Source organism: Raoultibacter timonensis, assembly GCF_022845715.1.
GTDB classification, from domain to species: domain Bacteria; phylum Actinomycetota; class Coriobacteriia; order Coriobacteriales; family Eggerthellaceae; genus Raoultibacter; species Raoultibacter timonensis.
Window position 1 is genome coordinate 1,456,170 of the sequence record NZ_AP025564.1, and the last position, 19,844, is coordinate 1,476,013.

The following is a 19,844-nucleotide window of genomic DNA, read 5'->3' on the forward strand; positions in this document are numbered from 1 at the left end:
TCGCATCGAGGGGTTTCGCGGGCAACCGCCCGCAGCTAACGAGGAAAGGGGAGATTATGGGAAGCGATGTGACAAGAAGGGGATTTTTGGCGGGTGCCGCACTTGCGGCAGCGGGAGTTGCGGCGGGAGGTCTGGCGGGGTGCTCGAGCGAGTCGTCCAAGGGCGCGACGTCCGAGCCGTCTGCTCCTGCAAGCGCGGGCGTTCCCGCGTCGTGGGACGTGGAGTACGAGGTTATCGTTGTCGGCGGCGGCGTCGGCATGGCTGCGGCAATCGAGGCGGCTGAGGCAGGGGCGAACGTGGTCGTGCTCGAAAAAGGCGATCATGCAGGCGGCTTGTGGATGACCGCGGGTGGAAGCTGCACGATGGGAGGCAACCACGTCGTGCAGCAACGTGAGGGCATCCAAGACGATGCCGATTCGTGGTTCGAAGCCGAGATGCGCAGCTGCGAGTACCGCGGCAATCCCGAAATCATGCGCATGCTCGTCGAGAAGGGCCCGGATACCGTGAAGTGGATGGAGGACCTGGGTATGATCTGGGGTCCGATGACCGCTGGCGTGCTCGGCGGCGACGTGAAGCGCGGGCTTGCTCCCGATCCGAATCCGGGCGTGTACGAAGGCGGTAAGGGAACGCCGAACAGCGGTATCTGCTGGACGCAGCTTTGGGAGAAGAAGCTCGCCGAGCTCGACGTCCCGATTCTGCTCAACAGCCGCATGACGCGCGTGTACCGCGAGGGAGATGGGCCGGTCGTCGGCGTCGAAGTTGAAACGCCCGACGGCATCAAGAACCTTAAAGCCGCCAAGGGCGTTGTGCTCTGCACCGGTACATGGACCGATAACGCGCGCATGGCAGCGGGTTGGGATCCCCGTATCGTCGGGCCCGACACGTACGGTGACGGCGGCATTCCCGCCGAGAACCTGCTCTACGTGAACAGCTCGGGCGACGGTCATCTTGCCGCATCGAAGGTAGGGGCGGCATTTGCCGACATGTCGTTCGTATCGTATCTGTATCTGTTCTTCGGAGCGCGTTCGTACTGGGGCTGGGGAGAGGATCCGCTCGACTGGACGACCAACGAGAACTATGCGGCGGGCAAGGGCCTTTCGAGGACGGCCGATCTGTACCAGAAAAGCATCATCGTGAACGGCAAGGGCGAGCGCTACGTCAACGAGGCGTCGGCTGCCGATAAGCTGCCCGAGGGCATGGGCGCGCTTTCGGAGAACCCCGAAATGCCGTTCATGGCCGCGTATCTGGCTCTCGACCAGCCGCGCAACGTGTGGCTCATCGCCGATTCGGCAGCTGCCGAGGAAATGAAATGGCCGATGGACCAGATCGAGAATCCGAATCCGAAGACCGGGAACATGTTCGATCCCGCATGCCTCGCCAAAGCCGATACGATCGAAGATCTTGCGAGCCAAATGGGCGTCGATGCCGCGGCGCTCAAGGCGACGATCGACGCGTACAATGCCGATGCCGACGCGGGCGAGGATTCGGCGTTCGGTAAGCCGGGCCCGCTCAGCAAGATCGAAACGCCGCCGTTCTACGGTGCGAAAGCGAGCCTCATTCGCCATACGCAGCGAAACGGTTTACGGGTCAATACGAAATCCCAAGTCATCGATGCATGGGCCGATATTGCCGACCCGACCGTTCCCGTCTCGTCGATCGACGAGGAGCCGGTCATCCCTCATCTGTATGCAGCCGGCGAACTGGGCGATGCGCTCGGTTGGCGCCGCGTCCACAATTCCCTCGGGCATTACACCACCGCAGCGCGCAATGCGGGTGCGAATGCTGCGGGTGAAACAGCGGTATAAACCTGAGGCATCGGGCATTTGCGCATACTTGGGCGGTTCCTTTCGGAGCCGCCCTTTGCCTTCGCGGATCAAAAACGCCTACAATACGGTGTGTGCGAAACAGGCGTTTTTCTCGACGAGACAAGGAACAGCGATGACATATACCGGTGGGAATATCCCGAAGCTCGGATTCGGCTTCATGCGGCTTCCCGTGATCGAGGGCGACGAGAACGCGACCATCGATATCGAGCAGGTTAAGCGGATGGTCGATGTGTTCATGGGTGCGGGCTTCACGTACTTCGATACGGCTCGCGGCTATCACGGGGGCAAATCGGAGGCGGCCTTGAAGCGGGCGCTCATCGAGCGGTACCCGCGTGAGAGCTTTCAGGTTGCAACGAAGCTTCCCGCATGGATGGCCGCCGATGCCGAAGAGGCTCGGTCGATGTTCGAGACGTCGCTCGTCGAAAGCGGCGCGGGGTATTTCGACTTCTATCTTCTGCACAACCTCGGCGAAAGCAGATCGGCGCTCTTCGAGGATTACGGGTTGTGGGATTTCGCCCGCGAGCAGAAGGACGCCGGGCTCATCAGGAACCTCGGCTTCTCGTTCCATGACAAAGCCGACGAGTTCGAGCGCATCCTGGAAGCGCACCCCGATGTCGATTTCGTGCAGCTGCAGATCAACTACGCCGATTGGGACAGCGAGTCCATCGAGTCGCGGAAATGCTACGAGATCGCCCGCTCTCGAGGTTTGCCGGTCGTGGTGATGGAGCCCATCAAGGGCGGCTCGCTCGTCAAGCTGCCCGAGAGCGTTGCGGCCATCCTGAACGAAGCCGATCCGAGCGCGTCGCTCGCTTCGTGGGCGTTGCGCTTCGCAGCATCGCTTCCCGGTATCGTTACCGTGCTTTCGGGCATGTCGACGCTCGATCAAGTGAAACAGAACGTCGAGATCATGAAGGATTTCGCTCCGCTCGACGAGGGGGAGCGCGCTGCGGTGGACCGTGCACGCGAGGCGCTTGCGAAGCTGCCCGTCATCCCGTGTACCGATTGCCGCTACTGCCTCAAAGGCTGCCCCGAGGGCGTGCGCATTCCCGTGGCGCTCGCCTCGCTCAACATCCTCATTGCCTTCGCCGACGAATACCGTGCGCAGGAGAATTACGATTGGAACGCCGAGGGAGGGGAGGCGTCGAAGTGCATTGGGTGCGGCGCATGCGAAGACGTCTGCCCGCAGCATATCGCGATCATCGACGAGCTGAAGAAAGCCGCGGAGGCGTTCGAATAGCCAGGGCTTCTTAGCGAAGCGCCCGCCATCGGGGTATGGATGGCGGGCGCTTTTGCTTGCAGCGGGTTTGCGAGCGAGCGTGGTTGGCGCTGATGCCGCTAGGCGGCCGCTCGCGCGGTTGGCGCTGCCGGGGCGGCAGGAGCTTCGGGGGCCGATGGTGCCTCGGGTGCTGACGGTGCCGAGGGGCTCGAGCCGTCCGAATCCCCTCGCGATTCGCCGCCTCGCGAATCCGACGGTTCTCCGGCTGCGTCGAGCATCGTGAGGCGAATCGATCCGCTCGATGTGGCCAGCGACAGATGCTTGTCCGCATCGAGCGCGCCGCGAGGTGCGTTGATCGATCCGCTCGAAGACGAGGTCATGATTACGTACTCGCTTTCGATGCCTTCGATCTGCGCTGTGATATCGCCGCTCGAGGCTTCGAGCGCGATGACCTCGCCCGAGCATCGGGATACGTCGATGTTTCCGCTCGATGTGCCTGCGCCCATCGACACCGTGTCCGTATCGGCGATCCGCACATCGCCGCTCGACGCGTTGGCGGCAAGGCTCGTGGCCGTGGTGCCGGTAATCGAGATGTTGCCGCTCATGGCCGAAGCGGATAAGCCTTCCGCCCGCAGGCTGTCTGCCTCGATGCGTCCGCTTGACGTTTGGATCTCGATGCTGTCGGCATCGATGCCGCGCAGGGTCACATCGCCGCTGTGAGCCCTTACCGTTACCCGACCCGCGAGGGCGGTATCCGCTATCCGCACGTTGCCGCTTGCCGTTTCCACGGAAACGGAGCCGGTGTAGGAGGTGGGTATTCTGATGACGGTCGTCCGATCCTGGAGATCCATCATGAATATCTTGAACACCGGTTTCGACACCCCCTCGATCGAGAGCACGCCGTCTTTATCCGCTACCTCGAAGCGCTTGCCGTCGTTCTCCCAGTACTCGATTTCGATCGAGTCGGAGGAGGTGGATTCGACGCGTACGTTCTCGGAGCCGTCCCGTACGACGATCTCGGTGTGCGCTGCCTCCGATTCGGGTGCGAGCGTATCGGTGATCTCAACCCAGTCGCGGGTGGTGGAGAGGTTGCCCAGGTTGAAATCGGCGAGCGCGAGTACGGTAAAGGAGAGTCCGAGGCCGCCGACCAAAAGAACCGTTGCGACGACGAGGGTGATCTTCTGAGCATTAGACATGGTAGGGTGCTCCTTCCGCCGTGCGCGGATCGAACGGTTCGCCGCTTCTGCGGTTTGCTTCCACGCCGTTTTCCCGGCGCTTAACGAACAGGCTTTTCACCCATTGGGCGAACGAATGCGTGAGTTTGACGAGGCCCTTGCTTGCTGCGAGCACGCCGAACCAAGCGAACAGACCGACGCCGGTTCCCGCGAGCCCGCATCCGAGAATGTAGAGGCCCGGAAGCTGATACCCGTTGACGTAGCACCAGACGAGGCCCGCGATGCCGATCGGCGCGCACAGAAGCAGCAGCACGACGGTGGCCCAGAGCGCGATGACGACCATCCATATGGAAAGATAGACCATGAGCGCTGCCATGGCGAGAGCAAGCGCAAGGGGTACCCAGATGGGGGAGAAAACGGCCAAAAGCACGATGTTCAGGGTACGCGAGCCGGTATTGGCCTTCGCGATGGCTTTCGGGATGGCCGGGGTTTCGGCGATGATCTGCGCCGCTATGGCTTCGACCGATCCGAGCGCCGCAACGGCATCGGCTTCGGGCATGCCGTCTTCGATGCGGTCATCGATCATCTCGGTGTAGAACGTGATCGTTTGCTCGACCTCGTATGAGGGAAGCTTGCCGAGCGCGCGGCGTAACGCTGCGAGAAATTCGACTTTGTTCATGCGGTGGCACCTCGTTTCACATATTCGTAGACGGCTGCGATGTCGTCCCATTCCTTTAAAAAGTCGTTGAGATAGGCGATGCCTCTCTCGGTGATGCGGTAGTACTTGCGAAGCCGCCCGTTGTGCTCGACGGAGTAAACCGTCAGCATGCCGGCGGTCTCCAATCGCTTGAGCAGGGGGTACAGCGTCGATTCTGTCAAGTGCAGGCTCGGGGGCACGTCCTTGACGATCTGGTATCCGTACGAATCCTGACGGTTGATCGAGGCAAGTACGCACACGTCGAGAAACCCTCGTTTCAGTTGTGCGTCCATATATACCTCCTTTCGCAAGATACTATATGACACATAGTATATTGTGTCAACGGGTATTTGCGGCGAATAAACCGATTTCGTGGGAGCATGTTTTCACATGCAAGGCCTCTGTGTGAAAGAAATCCAAGGAGCGGCTCTCTATACTGACCCCGTAAACCGCGTGAAAAGGCGCGGATGAGGGAAAGGGGCTCGCATGGGAATTCTCTACCAAGCTGCCGATATGTCGTATTGGGTTATCTGGCTGTTCGTCCTGTTCGCCTTGATGGCCTTTAACGAGCTGGGAAGGACATCGCTGTGGGCGGGCATCGCCCTTTTTGCGGTCGTTCCCGTCTTCCTGACGATCTTCGTCTGGCCCGAAACAGCGGCTCCCGGCAACGAGTACGGAACCGGCACCTGGTTCAACTGGGTTAAAACGTATTCGGCGCTTGCGGGGTGTCTCGGGTTCATTGCGCTGCGGTTTGTGAAGTGGCGGGGCAAGGACGGCACGGTCCATCATCTGTACGAGAAGAAGTGGGCGCTCTGCTTCCCTCCGCTCATCCTTGCCGTCAACATCGCCGAAGCGGTATTGCGCGACTTCCAGGTGTTCAGCTTCGGCTTGTGGTCGGGCGGTGTGGTCGAGAACCTGTGGACGATCTCGGGCCCGTGGAACATCATGAACGGCATTGCGGGCATCCTGAACATCCTCACGATTTGCGGATGGTTCGGCATCATCATCTCGAAGGATTCGTCGAAGGACATGATCTGGCCCGACATGATATGGGCGTGGATCATCGCGTACGACCTGTGGAATTTCGCCTACACCTACAACTGCATCTCGGACCATTCGGCCTACTGCGGGCTTGCGCTTCTACTCGCCTGCACGATTCCGACGTTCTTCATCAAGAGGGGCGCGTGGCTGCAGCACCGTGCGCAGACGCTCGGGCTCTGGATCATGTTCGTCATGACGGTCCCGCAGTTCGCCGACGTGCTCGCGCCCATCCCGACGACGCACAACCCCGCGGCGTTCTTCATCGTAAGCCTGCTGGCTCTCGCCGCGAACGGCGCTCTTGCCGTCTACCAGTTCAACAAGATCCGCAAGAACAGGCTCAATCCGCTCAAAGACGAGCTGTACGCCGATACCGAGGCGTATAAGCGGGTCCTCAAGGAGAACGAATAGGCTTGCCGCTGCCGTGGAACAGCGCGAACAACACCCTGTACCGTATAATGGACCTGCCCGGACATCGTTGCCCGGGCAGGTCCATATCCGTTTCGGTGCGAGGGGGCATGCGATGCGACTCGGAAACCGGCAAACCATCTATCAGCCGATTCGAAGCGAATGCGGCCGATCGCTCACCGAGAGCAGAAGGATGTGCGGTCAGGCAGGAGAGATCGTGCTCGCAGCGCGCAAGCTCTTCGAAACGAAGGGTGTTGCGGCGACTACGGTAAAGGATATCGCCGAAGAGGCGGGCGTGACCCGCGAGCTCGTATACTACTATTTCGAGAACAAGCGGGCGGTAACCGATGCCGTGCTCGACGATTACGTCGAAGATCTGGTCGAAAGCGTGATCGTGTGGAACGAGTCGCGCGAGTTCGGCGACACGCCGGGCTCCCTCAAAAAGTGCATCGCGGCCTTTCGCCGCGCCCTCTACGATTCGAACGGTCCGCGTCCGATGATAGGCGTGCTCGAAGAGCTCGGGGTGCGCGACGAGTTCGATGTGCGCGCCGTGCGCGAAACGGTCGATTGCATCAACGCCCACATCGTCACCGAATACGCCGCCTATCACGAAATCGAGATCGAGCTCGTGTACGAAATGTTCTGCGTCGTGATATTCGGGCTGGTCGGACTTGTGAAGATCAATCCGAATATCACCGACGACGCGCTCATGAAAGTGGTTGAGCAGACGCTTCACCTCGATATGGTTCCGCTTGAAAGCTGATGTGCAAGCGGGCGATGCGTGCGGTATGCCGTCTGCGTTCTCAGAACGTAACGGTGCGGGGTTTCTCGGTGAACGAGCAGAACGCTGCCTGGGCGTTCTCGAGGAAGAGCACTTCGCAGTTGCCGTCGTCGGCTGCATACAGCGATTGGAGCTCGGGATACTCGTCGAGTACCGCTTGGCGCGCTTCGAGCCGATCGTCCTGCACGGCATCGGCGACCACGCGCAGCCACGTCGTCCCGCCTGCGTTCGTCGCCGATATGGCGATGCGCGGGTGGGCTTTCATCTGCTCGAAAACCGCTTTCGAATTGCCGGTTTGGATGTAGAGCCTGTCCTCGAACTTCGCAATCGTGCCGAACGGGCGAATATCGGGATCGCCGTTCTCGTCGACGGTTGCGAGGAAGTAGGTCGGGTTCTCTTTCAGATAGGCCAGCACTTCGTCCATGGTGCCCCTTTCTCGTGCAGATATACTATCCATTCGTCCATTGTATACTCATGCAAGGATATTCGGAACGGTTCTTTTCCATGCTGGCGCCACGCTCGGCGGGCGCGACGTCGATCGACTATCGGGGGAAGCGATGAGGACAGCGGTTATCGGATATAGCGGAGCGGGGAAGTCGACGCTGGCAAAACGGCTTGGCGAGCGGTACTCATGCCCGGTACTGCATTTCGACCGCATCGGCTGGACCGAGGGGTGGGTGCAGCGCGATAAAGAAGAGGGAAAGGCCCTGACGGCGAGATTCCTCGATGAGAACGATGCGTGGATACTGGAGCGGTTGCCGTAACGGCTTTTCCGTATACGTGGATTCCGCCTGTCAAGCATAGCCCCAGAACAGGGGGCTCAGTAGAAATTGCGTAAAGCGTTTTAGGCGGCTTTATTACGTAATTTCGGCGCTCGCGACGTAGCTCCTTCAGCGCCGATACTGGTTTCGAGGGAAGCCGGATCGGCGGGTCTGGCTTCGGAAGCAAACCATCAAAGAGGGAGCGATAGCATGGAAGAATTACTGCAATCAAGGCGCGCTTTTATCAAGACGGCGGGTGTTGTGCTCGGCGGCATTGCTGCGGCAAGCATGGTAGCATGCGCCCCTGCTGCGACGGCGGGCAACGATACGGCGGCGTCGGTGAACGAAATCGACTGGGATGAGGAGTACGACGTCATCGTCGTGGGCGGTGGATTGGCCGGCATGGCGTCTGCGGTTACCGTGGCAACCGAGGGAGAAGGTGCGAAATGCCTGCTCTTGGAGAAGGGTCCGCTTGAAACAGGCAACGGTAACAGCGCCTATGCGGCGGGTATGGTGTTGTGGACCAAGGAAAAGGACGATTTCGCCGAGTACGTGCGCGAACTGCGCGGTGCGATGGACAATACGCCCGACGACGTGATCGATGCGTTTGCCGAGGGGATCGCCGAAAACCTCGATTGGCTGAAGAGCCTGCCGGGCTACAGCGACGACGAGGTTACCATCACCGAGTATTTCGAAGAGGGGACGGGGGAGAGCTGCTATCCCGAGCACAGCGAGCTGCCCCATGCCTATTCGCTCGGCCGCATTCGCTGGAATTCCGATAATGCAAGCGGCAACACCCAGGTTACGCTGTTCATGAATTCGGTTAAGAACAGTTTTTCCGATTCGATCACTCACAAGACCAACGCTCCCGCGACAGCGCTTGTGCAAGATCCCGAGACGAAAGAGATCCTCGGTTGCGTATACACTGACGGCAGTTCGAGCAAATACGCCAAAGCGACGAAGGGCGTTATCATGTGCTGTGGTGGTTTCGAGAACAACGCCCAGATGAAGGCCGACTATCTGAGCGCTTCGTGGGCGCGACGGATTGCGGGTGCCTGCAACGACGGCGACGGCATTACCATGTGCGCCAAGGTGGGTGCCGATATGTGGCATATGAACAGCTGCGCAGGCTTTTGGACTTCGATGAGCGCCATCGACAGCGACATCTGCCTGATGAGAACCCCGAAGGAGGAGGGCATTACGGTCGGTGTCAACGGCCGCCGCTTCTACATGGACTGGGATAAGGATGTTGCCGAAGACTGGGATACGTTCGCCGAGGGAGATCTCTCCACGCACGTGGGTTCGCGCCATGGGCATATGCAGTTCGGCGGCGAGTGGCCGCACCTGCCCATGCCCGAAAAAACCTGGTTCATCACCGATGCTGAAGGCTACCAGTCGATCCTTGATAACAAGATGATGGCCATCGACTTCGACCCGATGGACGGCTGGGGTTACACCGCCGATACGATCGAGGGTTTAGCCGAGCTCATCGAGGTTCCGGCAGACGAGCTGGTTCGCACGGTATCCCAGTGGAACGAGTGCTGCGCAAACGGCGAAGACGTTTACTTCCACCGCCCGGCTTCGACGCTCAATCCCGTTGAGGGCGCTCCGTATTACGCGCTCTTCTGTCCACCGACCATGCTGAACACCGATGGCGGTCCCCGCCGCAGCGCGAAGGGCGAAATCCTCGACCTCGAAGGTCAGCCCATCCCTCATCTGTACAGTTCGGGGGAGTTCGGATCGATCTGGTCGAACATGTACCAGGGCGCAGGAAACCTCGGCGAATGCCTGGCCTTCGGACGCATTTCAGCGAGGAACTGCCTCGGCATCGCTTAAGCTTGCCGGTTCCGCGCAAGGGCGCGTGTTCTGCGGGCGAAGATCCCCGTTGCGGGGTCTTCGCCTTGGCTTTTGCTGCGGATGGCTTTCCGGTTCGCATTCGCTCGATCGGCGCAAGGGCACGTGCTATCCTAGAGGTGAATGAGGTGGCGCTGCACGCAAGGAGTATGGGATGCTTCGTTTTCTTCGGTCGAACAGGTCGATGGTTCTCGCGTTGCTCGGTCTGAGCTTTCTCTGGCCGTACTACCAGCGGTCCTTTTTTCGCGTTACCCTGTTTCACCAGCTTGGAGATCTGTCGGAATTTTTCTTCGGCCTGTTTCTCATCGTGTTTCTTGCGGGCTCGCTTGCTTTCGTCGTGTTTCATCGGAGGCTGGGCGATTATCTAGCGAAAGGCAGGACGGCGGCGTTGGTGTTCGCCGCACTATCGCTTATTTCCACCATATACCTTTCGGGCTTGGTTTCCCCCTCTGCCGAGGGGGCTCGGTCGCTTTGCTGTTCGGATGCTTGGCCACGGTGGGCTATGCGTGCTCGCTGCTTTTCGTATCGATGCTTTGGGCTGTTATGCTCATGCGCATCGTGTATGCCACGGGCCTGTTCCATGCCGTCAGCGTTCTTGCGGCATCGAGCATTCTTGGATTCCTGCTTTCTCCGACGTTCGTTGCATCGAGCCTGTCTATGGGCTTCATGCCGGTATGCGGCGTCTTTGCGGCTGGGGTGCTCGTCTGGATCGAACTCGGGCTTGTCGAAGAGGATGCCGACTCTTCGCAATTCCAGCCCCTATCGCAGGCTCCCTACGTTAAAGCCTGGACAGCGCCTCTGATCGCTTACCTGCTGTTTGCTGTTTCGCATGCGATAGGCTATGCGAACGGTACAAGCCGCGAAGTGCACGTGACGGACGGGCAGCTTATGGCGGCGACGTCCTCGTTCGTCGATTATGCCGTCTTCCTCGTTTTTTCAGCCGTCATCCTTGCGGCGGCGGTGAGGTCGTGGCGCGAGTCGCAGCATTACCAGGAAAAAACAACGTTTTGGGTAGCGAGCATGGGCGTTTCGATCGGCCTGTTTTTCGGGCTGTTCTTCGCCGATGCGATCAGCCAGCCCGCCTTCAGTGCGTTTTCGGTCATGTCGGCGATCAGCCCCTGCTTCCCGATACTCCTTGCTTTCATTGCGCTGCTTATGACGTATCAAAGCCGTCTTTCTCCGCTGCAGTCGTTCGGGTTGTTTTTCTTCGCTATGCTCGCCGTCGAAAAACTGCTCGCTTACGTTGTATTGACACCGGTTTTCGAGGCGCTGGGAACGTTTCCGACCGAAATCACGCGGGCCATCGATGTTGCAATCGGGGCGGTGTCGCTGATTTCGCTGCTCGTGTTCTTTATCAAATTCTGCCAAAGCAACACGCTGCGCATGCTCTTTTCGGCGGCCGACGGCCGGCCTCATGCAGACGAGGGGTGCAGTGCGGCGGTTCCGCATCATGCGATATGCCTTTCGCTTGCTCGCGAACACGATCTGACGAAACGGGAACTCGATATCCTCAACTACCTAGCGCTTGGCTACAGCGCAAAGCGGATCGGAGAGATGCTGTTCATATCCGAGCGAACCGTGCAGACCCACACCCGCAACATCTATCGAAAGCTCGATGTGCATACGCGCCAGGATGTCATCGATCTGGTGGGTGCTGGGGTTGTTCGGTAGCGATCCGCGCCGTAAAGCGGGTTCTCGAAAAACGATGCAAGATGGGTTGTCGTCGGCATGTTGCTTGCCTCCGCATCGCGGTAGCTCGCCTGGCGCGTTTTGTTTGCAGTGCTTTTCGTATAGCGGAAGGCTCGAACCCGTCGGTTTTCTGCAAGCCCATGGTGGTATCCCAGCAGCGTTTGCGAGGGGTCCTGCGCGCACTGGGTGCCGGTTGATCGGTTCGTGCAAGAGTGGTAAACTGTTCAACAGGTAAACGGTTTACCATGGAGGTGCGCGATGGTTGATTCTGCAGCGGAGAAGCAGGCTTCGGGGAAAGAGGCCTCGAAGAAGGCTCGCGGCAAAAAGGCCCCGGGCGCTGCTGTCGTACGACCACTCGTTCGCAAGATATCGAGCAAGGGGCAGGTGAGCATCCCGAAGGCCTGGTTGGGGGACGGGGGCTTCAACGAGTACGCCACCATTGCCTTCACCGACGAGGGTATTTTGGTGAAGCCTATCGAGTTGTCAGACAACGACGAATTCGATGCGCTCATTTTGAGGGAGCTCATCGCGCAGGGCCTCGAGGGGGATGAACTCGTCGATGCGTGGGCCGCCGAAAAGCAGGTGCTTCGCGAGGGTGCTGCCGCGTTTCGCAAGCATGTGTTTGAGTCTCTCGATGATCTGGAAGTCAACCCGGACCTCGAATCCGCCTTTGGATGCTAGGCGTTCATATGGAATATCGATTCTGGCCATCGTTTCAAAAGGATTTGAAAAAGATACGGCAGAAGAATCTCAAGGAGAAGGTTGTCGAGGGGATTGAAGCGGTAAAGCGAGATCCCCTGTCGGGCGATGGCAAGGCAGGCGATTTAGCGGGCTTTTCGACGTATGAATTTCATGTTGCAGGAGTGTCCTATCGAATCAGATACGTGTACTACGAAGAGTTCGATGAGCCCGTTTTTATTCTTGTCGATTCTCGCGAGAGTTTTTATAGTCGCTCCCGAAGGCTTTTTGCGAGTGTCAAGCGGCTAATGGGTTGATTCGAGCTAAGTCTGCAAACCGCATTGGTCCAACAGCACACCTCGTGTAAATCCTCTGTGACGAAAACGGGTTGCGCGGTGTTGCGGACGCGCGCCCTTTGCTATCATGTACGGCGAATGTTTTTGCCGCTCGTTTCTGAAATTCCACAAGGGAAAAGCGAAGGAAGTCCAATGCCCCAACACGTGACCGAAAAGGATGTGCGCGATATCGCGACCTACACGCGGATCGGCCTCACCGACGACGAGGTTTCCCAGATGACCGTCGACCTGAACGAGATCATCGAGAGCCTGGCTCCCATCACCGAGTACGATTTGGATGGCGTCGAACCGACGTTCCATCCGATCGGGGCCTTAAGCAACATCATGCGCGAGGACGAGGAGCTTGGGAGCTTCTCGCAGGAAACCGCGCTCGAAAACGCACCGAAGCAGCAGGACGGATGCTTCCTCATCCCCTCGATTCTCGGGGAAGGGGGCGATCGCTGATGACGAACTACGCCGAAATGAGCGTACGCGCCATCCTCGAGGGCCTCGATGCGAAAGAGTTCTCCGCTCGCGAAATCGCCGAGGCGTCCATCGCGCGCATCGCCGCCGTCGACCCCGCTATCCACGCGTTTCTCGAAACGACCGAGGCGCTTGCCCTTGAGCAGGCCGCCCGGCTCGATGCGGCCGTAGCCGCGGGAACGCTTGCCGAATGCGGGCCGCTCGCCGGCGTGCCGGTTGCGTTCAAGGACAACATGAACCAGACGGGCACGCATACCACGTGCTCTTCCCGGATGCTCGAAAACTACGTGGCGCCCTACACGGCGACCTGCGTCGAGAAGACCGTTGCCGCGGGCGGCATTCCGCTCGGCAAGCTCAACATGGACGAGTTCGCGTTCGGTTCGTCCACCGAAACCTCTGCGTTCGGTCCCACGAAAAACCCGTGGGACACCTCGCGCGTTCCGGGAGGCTCTTCGGGCGGCAGCGCCGCGGCGGTCGCCGCGGGCCTTGCGGCTGTGACGCTCGGCAGCGATACCGGCGGATCCATTCGTCAGCCGGGCAGCTTCTGCGGCGTCGTCGCCGTCAAACCCACCTACGGCGTGGTCTCGCGCTACGGTGTGGTCGCGTTCGGCTCGTCGCTCGACCAGGTGGGCCCCTTCGCGAAGACCGTCGAAGACGCGGCGTACGCCCTCAACGCCATCTCGGGCCGCGATCCGCTCGATTGCACGAGCCAGGATATCACGACCGACTTCACCGCGAACCTCGAACAGGGAGTGCGCGGCATGAAGATCGGCATCGTGCCGGCGTTCATGGAGGCCGAGGGCCTCGACGCGGAGGTGAAGGCGAAGGTCGAGGAGGCCGCCGCCAACCTCGAGAAGCTCGGTGCCGAACTCGTCGAGATCGATCTGCCGAACGCGCAGGCTGCCATGAGCGCCTACTACGTGCTCGGCCCCTGCGAGGCGTTCTCGAACCTCGCGCGGTTCGACTCCGTTCGCTACGGATACTGCGATCCCGGGCATGCCGACCTCGGCAGCCAGTACGAGGCCAGCCGTGCAGGCGGCTTCGGTCCCGAGTCCCGTCGCCGCATCATGCTCGGCAGCTACCTCCTGTCTGCGGGCGTGTACGACAAGTACTACTATCCCGCCCAGCAGGTTCGCACGCTCATCACCGAGGACTACGCGAAGGCGTACGAGAAGGTCGAATGCATTCTGGCTCCCGTTTCCCCGCGTACCGCGTTCACGTTCGGCGAGGTATCCGATCCGACGTCGATGTACCTTTCGGACATGTTCACGATCTCCATCAACATCGCGGGCAACGGCGGCATGAGCCTGCCGGTGGGCCTCGGTGCCGACACGGGCCTTCCCGTCGGCGTGCAGCTGATCGCACCGCAGTTCAAAGACCAGAACATGTTCCGCGTGGCGGCTGCGCTCGAATCCTGCTACGAGATCGAGCGCATCGCCCCCGCTTTCGCCGACGGTAAGGCAGGTGCCTAAATGAAGAAGCTCGAAGAAGTCCTGCAAGATTGGGAGGCTGTGATCGGCCTCGAGGTCCATGCCGAGCTCACCACGCTCGAAACCAAGATGTTCTGCGGCTGCAAGCTCGAATACGGTGCCGATCCGAACACGCACACCTGCCCGGTTTGCTTAGGGCTGCCCGGTGCACTTCCCGTGCCGAACAAGGCGGCTATCGAGTCGATCGTGCTTGCGGGTTTGGCAACCAACTGCGACATCGAGAAGCGCTCGATGTTCTACCGCAAGAACTACATGTACCCCGACATGTCGAAGAACTTCCAGACCACCCAGGGCCCCGTTGCCTTTTGCATGCGCGGCTGGCTCGACCTCGAGGTCGACGGGCCGGCGGCCAAGGAGCGCATCGATCTGCCCGAGGCGACCGAGGCGGGCAGCTACACCGCGCACATCGGCATCACGCGCATCCACATGGAAGAGGATGCGGGCAAGATGAACCACATCGGCGGCTCCGAGGGGCGCATTGCCGGTGCAACCCATTCGCTCGTGGATTACAACCGCTGCGGCACGCCGCTCATTGAGCTCGTGACCGAGCCCGATCTGCGCACGCCCGAAGAGGCGCGCCTGTTCATGCAGAAGCTCCGCCAGATCTACCTGACGCTCGGCATCTCGGACTGCTCGATGGAGGAGGGGTCGCTGCGCTGCGACGGCAACGTGAGCCTGCGCCGGCGCGGATCGACGGGGCTCGGCACGAAAACCGAGCTCAAGAACATGAACAGCTTCAAGAACCTCCACGACGGCCTCGCCTTTGAGATATGCCGTCAGGCCGAAGTGCTCGAAGAAGGCGGCATCATCTATCAGGAGACCCGCCATTGGGACCCGTCGGCCAAGCGCACGATCGTCATGCGCGTCAAGGAAACGGCCGACGACTACCGCCTGTTCCCCGAACCCGACCTTGCTCCCTACGACCTGTCCGACGGGTTCATCGAGCGCGTGCGGGCGAAGCTTCCCGAACTGCCCGATCAGAAGGCCGCGCGCTATGAGGCCGATTTCGGCCTTTCCGCCTACGACGCCCGGCATTTGGTCGAGCATCGCAGCACCTCGAGCTTCTTCGAGGAATGCATGGCGCAGGCAAGCGACCAAGCGCTTGCCAAGCCGCTTGCGAACCTCATCATCAACGACGTGACGGGCTACCTCAACGCCAACGACGGCGTCGAGTTGGCCGCGACGCCTCTTACGCCCGCTCGCGCCGTCGCGCTCGTGAAGCTGCTTGCCGAGGATGCCGTGTCGTCCAAGCAGGCCAAAGAGGTGTTTGCGGCGATCATCGACGAGGACAAGGACCCGGCGGCCATCGTCGAGGAGCGCGGTATGAAGCAGGTGTCCGACACGGGCGCCATCGAAGCTGTCGTCGACAAGGTGCTCGCCGACAATCCCGACAAGGTGGAGCAGTACAGGGCGGGAAAAACCGGCCTCATCGGCTTCTTCGTCGGCCAGTGCATGAAGGAGATGCGGGGAGCCGGCAACCCGAAGGTCATCAACGAGCTTTTGGCTCAGAAGCTCGGCTAGCCACGGTTGGCTTTGCCTGCGCCGGCGCGTTTGCCGGGAAGCAATGGCGGATGCGGCGATCGCGGCGGGCGCCGTTCGATTCGCTGGTTTCGACGGCGCTAGATTACGGGAAGGCAACGAATGCGGGGCGCTTCGGGCGCCCCGTGCGATACGCGATACGATTTGCGGAAGAGTTGCAGATCGATCGCAGGAGGAGCTCGACATGACCGATGGAAACCGCAGGGCGGGGGATTGGCAGCACAAAGAGCAGCGAAAAGACGCCAACGATCTGATGCGCGATCCGAACGAGAAGAAATGGTCCAAGCAGACGTTCTGGATCGTCTTCTTCCTTTTGATCTTCTGGCCGGTTGGCATTGTGATCTGCTGGAGAAGCGATTGGCATATTGCCATCAAGATCATCGCCACCGTCTACGTGGCCTTTTGCGTCTACATGTCGTGGAACATGTGGCAGATCACCATGCAGATGGGAATGTAGGCTCGTCTATCGCAGCGGAGTCCGCATCCGCGAAAGCTGTTTCAGCGGCTCCGATCGATGCGGAGCCGCTGCCGTTTAGATCGCTCGCCCGTCTTTCCCCGTGCTTACGCGGTCGGTTTCGACAGGATGATCCAGTGGCCCTCGTCATCGTTGTTGATGATGACGAGATCTGCGTCGGTATGTGCGAAAAGCGCACGGTACTCTTCGTCGGCAAGCGCCTTCGAATTCTTCCTGTCGAAGCAGCGCGGCCCTTCGCCGCCGGTTGCATTCCGGGCTTCGGCCATCGCGCGTTTGATCTCGTCTCCGAGCTGCGCATTGCCGAGGCCGCCGCCGATGTACGCCCAGCCGCCGGGGGCGAGTAGGTCGTAGATGCCCGAAAACGCTGCGATCTGATCATCCCAGAACGGCATGCTGCCGCGTGATACGATGAGGTCGAAGCTCTCTTCGGGCAGGTCGAGCGCGCAGGCGTCCTGTAGGCTCGTTTTCATGACGGAACCGAAGCCTCGTTCGAATCCGCGCCGCTCGGTCGCTTTCAGCGCTTCAGGGTTGGCGTCGGCGAACACTGCGGTGGAATAGTTTCCGCGTTTCAGCAGCTCGAATCCCAGATGCCCCCCTCCGCATCCGAGATCGAGGAGCCGACCGCTGCCGACGCCGGTTTTTTCGAGGATGGCTTCGGCGATAACGGGGTAGATGGGCGAGAAAAACTTCTCAGCGATTTCGTCGTAGGGGAATCCCTCGGTCTCCATGGCTCTCCTTTTATCTATTTTCAGGATAATTACTAGTATATACCGAATTCGGGTCCGGTTGCTGGATTCGCTCGCATGGTTCAGGCTCGGCTCTTCGGCGTCGATCGAATGGAACGCGCGTTCTCGAACCCCGATGCCGCGTTTTTGAGGCTGCGATTGCGGTGTGGCGTAGGTTCGCGACGCTGGGCGGGCCGGGGCAGCGTGCCCAGCGCAGGGCGAGCCGGGACGGCGCAGGCGGTGCGACGTGGGCGGCACGGCGTGGGCGATGTGGGGTGAGCCAGGTGCGGCGTGGACGGAGCTGAGTTCTCGGCGCACCATGCGGCCCTTGGCTGTTTTGCGGGAAAAGCCTCGTTGTGTTGCGTTTTGGGGTCTTCGAAGCTGGTCGAAGGGCGCCGGCTGGAACCTGCGGCTGCGAGCAAAAACTCTGCGGCGCACTGACCAGGCGTTATTGGGAAGGGAAAAGAACGAAGGCCGCTGGCACTCTCGCGAAGTGCAACACTTTCGTGAAAAACACGCGGAACGAGAGCGTGGAGGTTTCTCGGGTTCGGTGCGCAAGGCGCACGCTGCTCGGTTTCCGAGAGCGGCGTTCCCTGAAAGCGACCGTAGTGCTCCTTGCGAGCTTGGATGTTTTGTAGCGGATGAAAAAACATGTTGCTTTACTACTCTACTGTGCTAAAGTACATTGGGCAACGTGAAGAATGCGAAGCGGCCCGGAGCGCCTGCAGCAACCTGGGCACGCATCGCAACCCGGAGCTCGATGCGACGGCGTGCCGCGTTTCGCGCTTCAGCGTGGCGTGCTTCGGAACATGACGACATCGTGCCGAATGGGCGTGCGGGGTCCGCATTGGAATCGTTGCAGGTAGAATTGGAAGATACGATGATATCCGATGGCCGATCGCCCGTAGGGCGGCATACGGCGAACATCGGTATAAACGAACGGACAGAGGAACGAGACATGAATTTCGTCACCCCGGCAGGGTTCAGGGACGTGTTATCCGACGAGGCGCGCGTGCGCGAGGAAATGACCCGCAGCGTGCAGCGCTGCTTCGACGAGCGGGGCTACGTGCCCATCGAAACGCCGACGCTCGAAGTGATGGACGTATTGCAGGCGGGCGGCAGGATGCCCGCTGCTCCGTTCAAATTCTTCGATTCCCAGGGCGACTTGCTCGCCATGCGGCCCGACGTTACCTTGCAGGTGGCGCGCATGTGCTCGACGCGCCTCAAGGGGCAGCCCGGGCCGTTTCGGTTCCGCTACACGCAGCGCGTCTTCCGCGAGGCTGAGTCGGAGATGCAGGCGGCGGCGCGCGAGCTCACGCAGATGGGCATCGAGTGCATCGGCGAGAGCGGCCCTGCGGCCGACGCCGAGATGGTCGGCCTGCTGGCCGAAGCGCTGCGTACGTGCGGCGTCGGGGGATTCAAGCTGGCCATCGGCACGGTCGGCGTGCTTCGCGCGCTCCTGGAGCGAAGCGGTGCGCCCGCCGAATGGAGAGAACTCGTCTTGCAGGCCTACCACGCGTCGAATTTCGTCGATCTCGACGTCCTGTGCGCCGATGGGACGGCTGCTCCGGCGTTTGCCGACGCCATCCGCTCGCTTCCGCGCATTCGGGGCGGCAAGCAGGCCATCGGCGAGGTGCGCTCGCTCGTTTCTCCGCTCGGCTGCATCGACGGGCTCGATGCGTTCGAGGAAACCTACGATCTGCTTGCCGATGCGGGGCTGGCCGAGAGCATCGTGGTCGACTTTTCGGTCATGAGCTCGTTCGACTACTACACGGGCATCGTGGTGGAAGCCTACGCGCCCGGGCTCGGCGCTCCGCTCGGAAGCGGGGGGCGCTACGACAACATGCTCGCGGCCTACGGGCAGAGCCGCCCGGCAGCCGGGTTCGCCTTCTCGCTCGAACAGGTGATGGCGGCTCAGGCCTCGGCTCCGTCGGCTTGCCGGCCGGTAGATGCCGCCGACGTTGCGGAAACCCTCGCTGACCCGAGCGCACCTGCGACTGCCGCCGAGGCGCTTTCTGAGCGTCCGCTGCGCATCGCGGTTCCCAAGGGGTCGCTCAACGCCGACACGATCGCGGCGCTCGCCGCTGCTGGGCTCGACACGACGGGGCTCGACGATCCCGGGCGCCAGCTCATCATCTCGAATCCCGGCGTCGACTTCATCATCGTGCGTCCCACCGATGCGCCCGCGTTCGTGGCGCTCGGCGCGGCGGACTGCGGCATCTGCGGGAAGGATTCGCTGCTCGAAGCCGATCCCGACGTGGTCGAACTCGTCGATCTGAAGTTCGGCGCCTGCCGCTTCGTGGTGGCCGAGCCCGCGGGCGCAGGCCCCTCGGTCGAGGAGCATTATCGGCGCTTGGGCTCCATTCGCGTCGCGACGAAGTATCCCAACATCACGAGCGCCTACTACAGGCGGGCGGGCATGCAGGTGGAGATCGTCAAGCTGCACGGAAACATCGAGCTGGCACCGCTGACGGGCATGGCCGAGCGGATCGTCGACATCACGGCAACCGGCACGACGCTTCGCGAGAACAACCTTGCGATCGTCGACGAGGTGCTCGCCTCGACCGCCCGCTTCTTCGCAAACGCCTGCGCATTCCGCATCGATGCGCGCATCGTGGAATTGACTGAAGCCTTGCAAGGATCGCTTCGATAGAGCATCGCTGCAAGATTCGCT

General features: G+C 60.8%; 19 protein-coding genes. 14 read left to right on the forward strand and 5 right to left on the reverse strand.

What is annotated here, in order from left to right; genetic code table 11:
* The first annotated feature begins 56 nt into the window (after window positions 1-56).
* Window positions 57-1,805, forward strand: a complete 1,749-nt coding sequence (locus MWL89_RS05740) for an FAD-dependent oxidoreductase (RefSeq protein ID WP_244412077.1) — start codon at window positions 57-59, stop codon at window positions 1,803-1,805.
* 133 nt (window positions 1,806-1,938) lie between these two features.
* Window positions 1,939-3,063 carry an aldo/keto reductase gene (locus tag MWL89_RS05745; protein WP_244412078.1) on the forward strand — a complete coding sequence of 375 codons (1,125 nt, stop codon included), beginning with the start codon at window positions 1,939-1,941 and terminating at the stop codon, window positions 3,061-3,063.
* A gap of 98 nt (window positions 3,064-3,161) precedes the next feature.
* Here MWL89_RS05745 and MWL89_RS05750 read toward each other — a convergent pair whose 3' ends face one another.
* Genes MWL89_RS05750 through MWL89_RS05760 form a run of 3 tightly spaced genes read right to left on the reverse strand, consistent with a single transcriptional unit; the run spans window position 3,162 to window position 5,207 of the window.
* Complete coding sequence (locus MWL89_RS05750; protein ID WP_244412079.1) at window positions 3,162-4,238, reverse strand: DUF4097 family beta strand repeat-containing protein; 1,077 nt, start codon at window positions 4,236-4,238, stop codon at window positions 3,162-3,164.
* Window positions 4,231-4,896, reverse strand: a complete 666-nt coding sequence (locus MWL89_RS05755) for a DUF1700 domain-containing protein (protein WP_102378590.1) — start codon at window positions 4,894-4,896, stop codon at window positions 4,231-4,233. The genes MWL89_RS05750 and MWL89_RS05755 overlap by 8 nt, the downstream gene beginning before the upstream one ends.
* Window positions 4,893-5,207, reverse strand: a complete 315-nt coding sequence (locus MWL89_RS05760) for a PadR family transcriptional regulator (RefSeq protein WP_102378589.1) — start codon at window positions 5,205-5,207, stop codon at window positions 4,893-4,895. The genes MWL89_RS05755 and MWL89_RS05760 overlap by 4 nt, the downstream gene beginning before the upstream one ends.
* Before the next feature lie 193 nt (window positions 5,208-5,400).
* Here MWL89_RS05760 and MWL89_RS05765 point away from each other — a divergent pair, with 193 nt between their 5' ends.
* On the forward strand, window positions 5,401-6,363 hold the full coding sequence (locus MWL89_RS05765; RefSeq protein ID WP_102378588.1) for a DUF5692 family protein: 963 nt from the start codon (window positions 5,401-5,403) through the stop codon (window positions 6,361-6,363).
* Window positions 6,364-6,475: 112 nt separating this feature from the next.
* The gene (locus tag MWL89_RS05770) at window positions 6,476-7,123 is read left to right on the forward strand and encodes a TetR/AcrR family transcriptional regulator (RefSeq protein WP_102378587.1); all 648 of its coding nucleotides are present in this window, start codon (window positions 6,476-6,478) and stop codon (window positions 7,121-7,123) included.
* A 40-nt stretch (window positions 7,124-7,163) separates the two neighbouring features.
* Here the strand turns inward: MWL89_RS05770 and MWL89_RS05775 are convergent, their stop codons facing one another.
* Window positions 7,164-7,565, reverse strand: a complete 402-nt coding sequence (locus MWL89_RS05775) for a pyridoxamine 5'-phosphate oxidase family protein (protein ID WP_102378586.1) — start codon at window positions 7,563-7,565, stop codon at window positions 7,164-7,166.
* 133 nt (window positions 7,566-7,698) lie between these two features.
* Here MWL89_RS05775 and MWL89_RS05780 point away from each other — a divergent pair, with 133 nt between their 5' ends.
* The 9 genes from MWL89_RS05780 to MWL89_RS05820 all read left to right on the forward strand — a co-directional run bounded on the left by MWL89_RS05780 (window position 7,699) and on the right by MWL89_RS05820 (window position 16,427).
* The gene (locus MWL89_RS05780) at window positions 7,699-7,905 is read left to right on the forward strand and encodes a P-loop NTPase family protein (protein WP_244412080.1); all 207 of its coding nucleotides are present in this window, start codon (window positions 7,699-7,701) and stop codon (window positions 7,903-7,905) included.
* Between the two features lie 207 nt (window positions 7,906-8,112).
* Window positions 8,113-9,738 (forward strand): FAD-dependent oxidoreductase, encoded by a 1,626-nt coding sequence (locus tag MWL89_RS05785; RefSeq protein WP_244412081.1) that lies wholly within the window; start codon window positions 8,113-8,115, stop codon window positions 9,736-9,738.
* Window positions 9,739-10,227: 489 nt separating this feature from the next.
* On the forward strand, window positions 10,228-11,427 hold the full coding sequence (locus MWL89_RS16305; protein WP_279611961.1) for a response regulator transcription factor: 1,200 nt from the start codon (window positions 10,228-10,230) through the stop codon (window positions 11,425-11,427).
* 276 nt (window positions 11,428-11,703) lie between these two features.
* Entirely contained in the window at window positions 11,704-12,126 is a 423-nt protein-coding gene (locus MWL89_RS05795; protein ID WP_244412082.1) for an AbrB/MazE/SpoVT family DNA-binding domain-containing protein, read from the forward strand.
* Between the two features lie 8 nt (window positions 12,127-12,134).
* Window positions 12,135-12,440: a type II toxin-antitoxin system RelE/ParE family toxin gene (locus tag MWL89_RS05800; RefSeq protein WP_244412083.1), complete on the forward strand. Its 306-nt coding sequence runs from the start codon at window positions 12,135-12,137 to the stop codon at window positions 12,438-12,440.
* Window positions 12,441-12,611: 171 nt separating this feature from the next.
* Window positions 12,612-12,923: an Asp-tRNA(Asn)/Glu-tRNA(Gln) amidotransferase subunit GatC gene (gatC, locus tag MWL89_RS05805; protein ID WP_102378580.1), complete on the forward strand. Its 312-nt coding sequence runs from the start codon at window positions 12,612-12,614 to the stop codon at window positions 12,921-12,923.
* The gene (gene gatA / locus MWL89_RS05810; RefSeq protein WP_244412084.1) at window positions 12,923-14,413 is read left to right on the forward strand and encodes an Asp-tRNA(Asn)/Glu-tRNA(Gln) amidotransferase subunit GatA; all 1,491 of its coding nucleotides are present in this window, start codon (window positions 12,923-12,925) and stop codon (window positions 14,411-14,413) included. Before gatC ends, gatA begins: the two co-directional genes overlap by 1 nt.
* Entirely contained in the window at window positions 14,414-15,952 is a 1,539-nt protein-coding gene (gatB, locus tag MWL89_RS05815; protein ID WP_244412085.1) for an Asp-tRNA(Asn)/Glu-tRNA(Gln) amidotransferase subunit GatB, read from the forward strand.
* A 202-nt stretch (window positions 15,953-16,154) separates the two neighbouring features.
* Complete coding sequence (locus tag MWL89_RS05820; RefSeq protein ID WP_102379568.1) at window positions 16,155-16,427, forward strand: holotricin-3; 273 nt, start codon at window positions 16,155-16,157, stop codon at window positions 16,425-16,427.
* Between the two features lie 104 nt (window positions 16,428-16,531).
* Here the strand turns inward: MWL89_RS05820 and MWL89_RS05825 are convergent, their stop codons facing one another.
* Window positions 16,532-17,173, reverse strand: a complete 642-nt coding sequence (locus MWL89_RS05825; protein ID WP_244412086.1) for a class I SAM-dependent methyltransferase — start codon at window positions 17,171-17,173, stop codon at window positions 16,532-16,534.
* 955 nt (window positions 17,174-18,128) lie between these two features.
* Between MWL89_RS05825 and hisZ the strand changes: the two genes are divergently transcribed.
* Complete coding sequence (gene hisZ / locus MWL89_RS05830; RefSeq protein WP_244412087.1) at window positions 18,129-19,823, forward strand: ATP phosphoribosyltransferase regulatory subunit; 1,695 nt, start codon at window positions 18,129-18,131, stop codon at window positions 19,821-19,823.
* The last annotated feature ends 21 nt before the right edge of the window (window positions 19,824-19,844 follow it).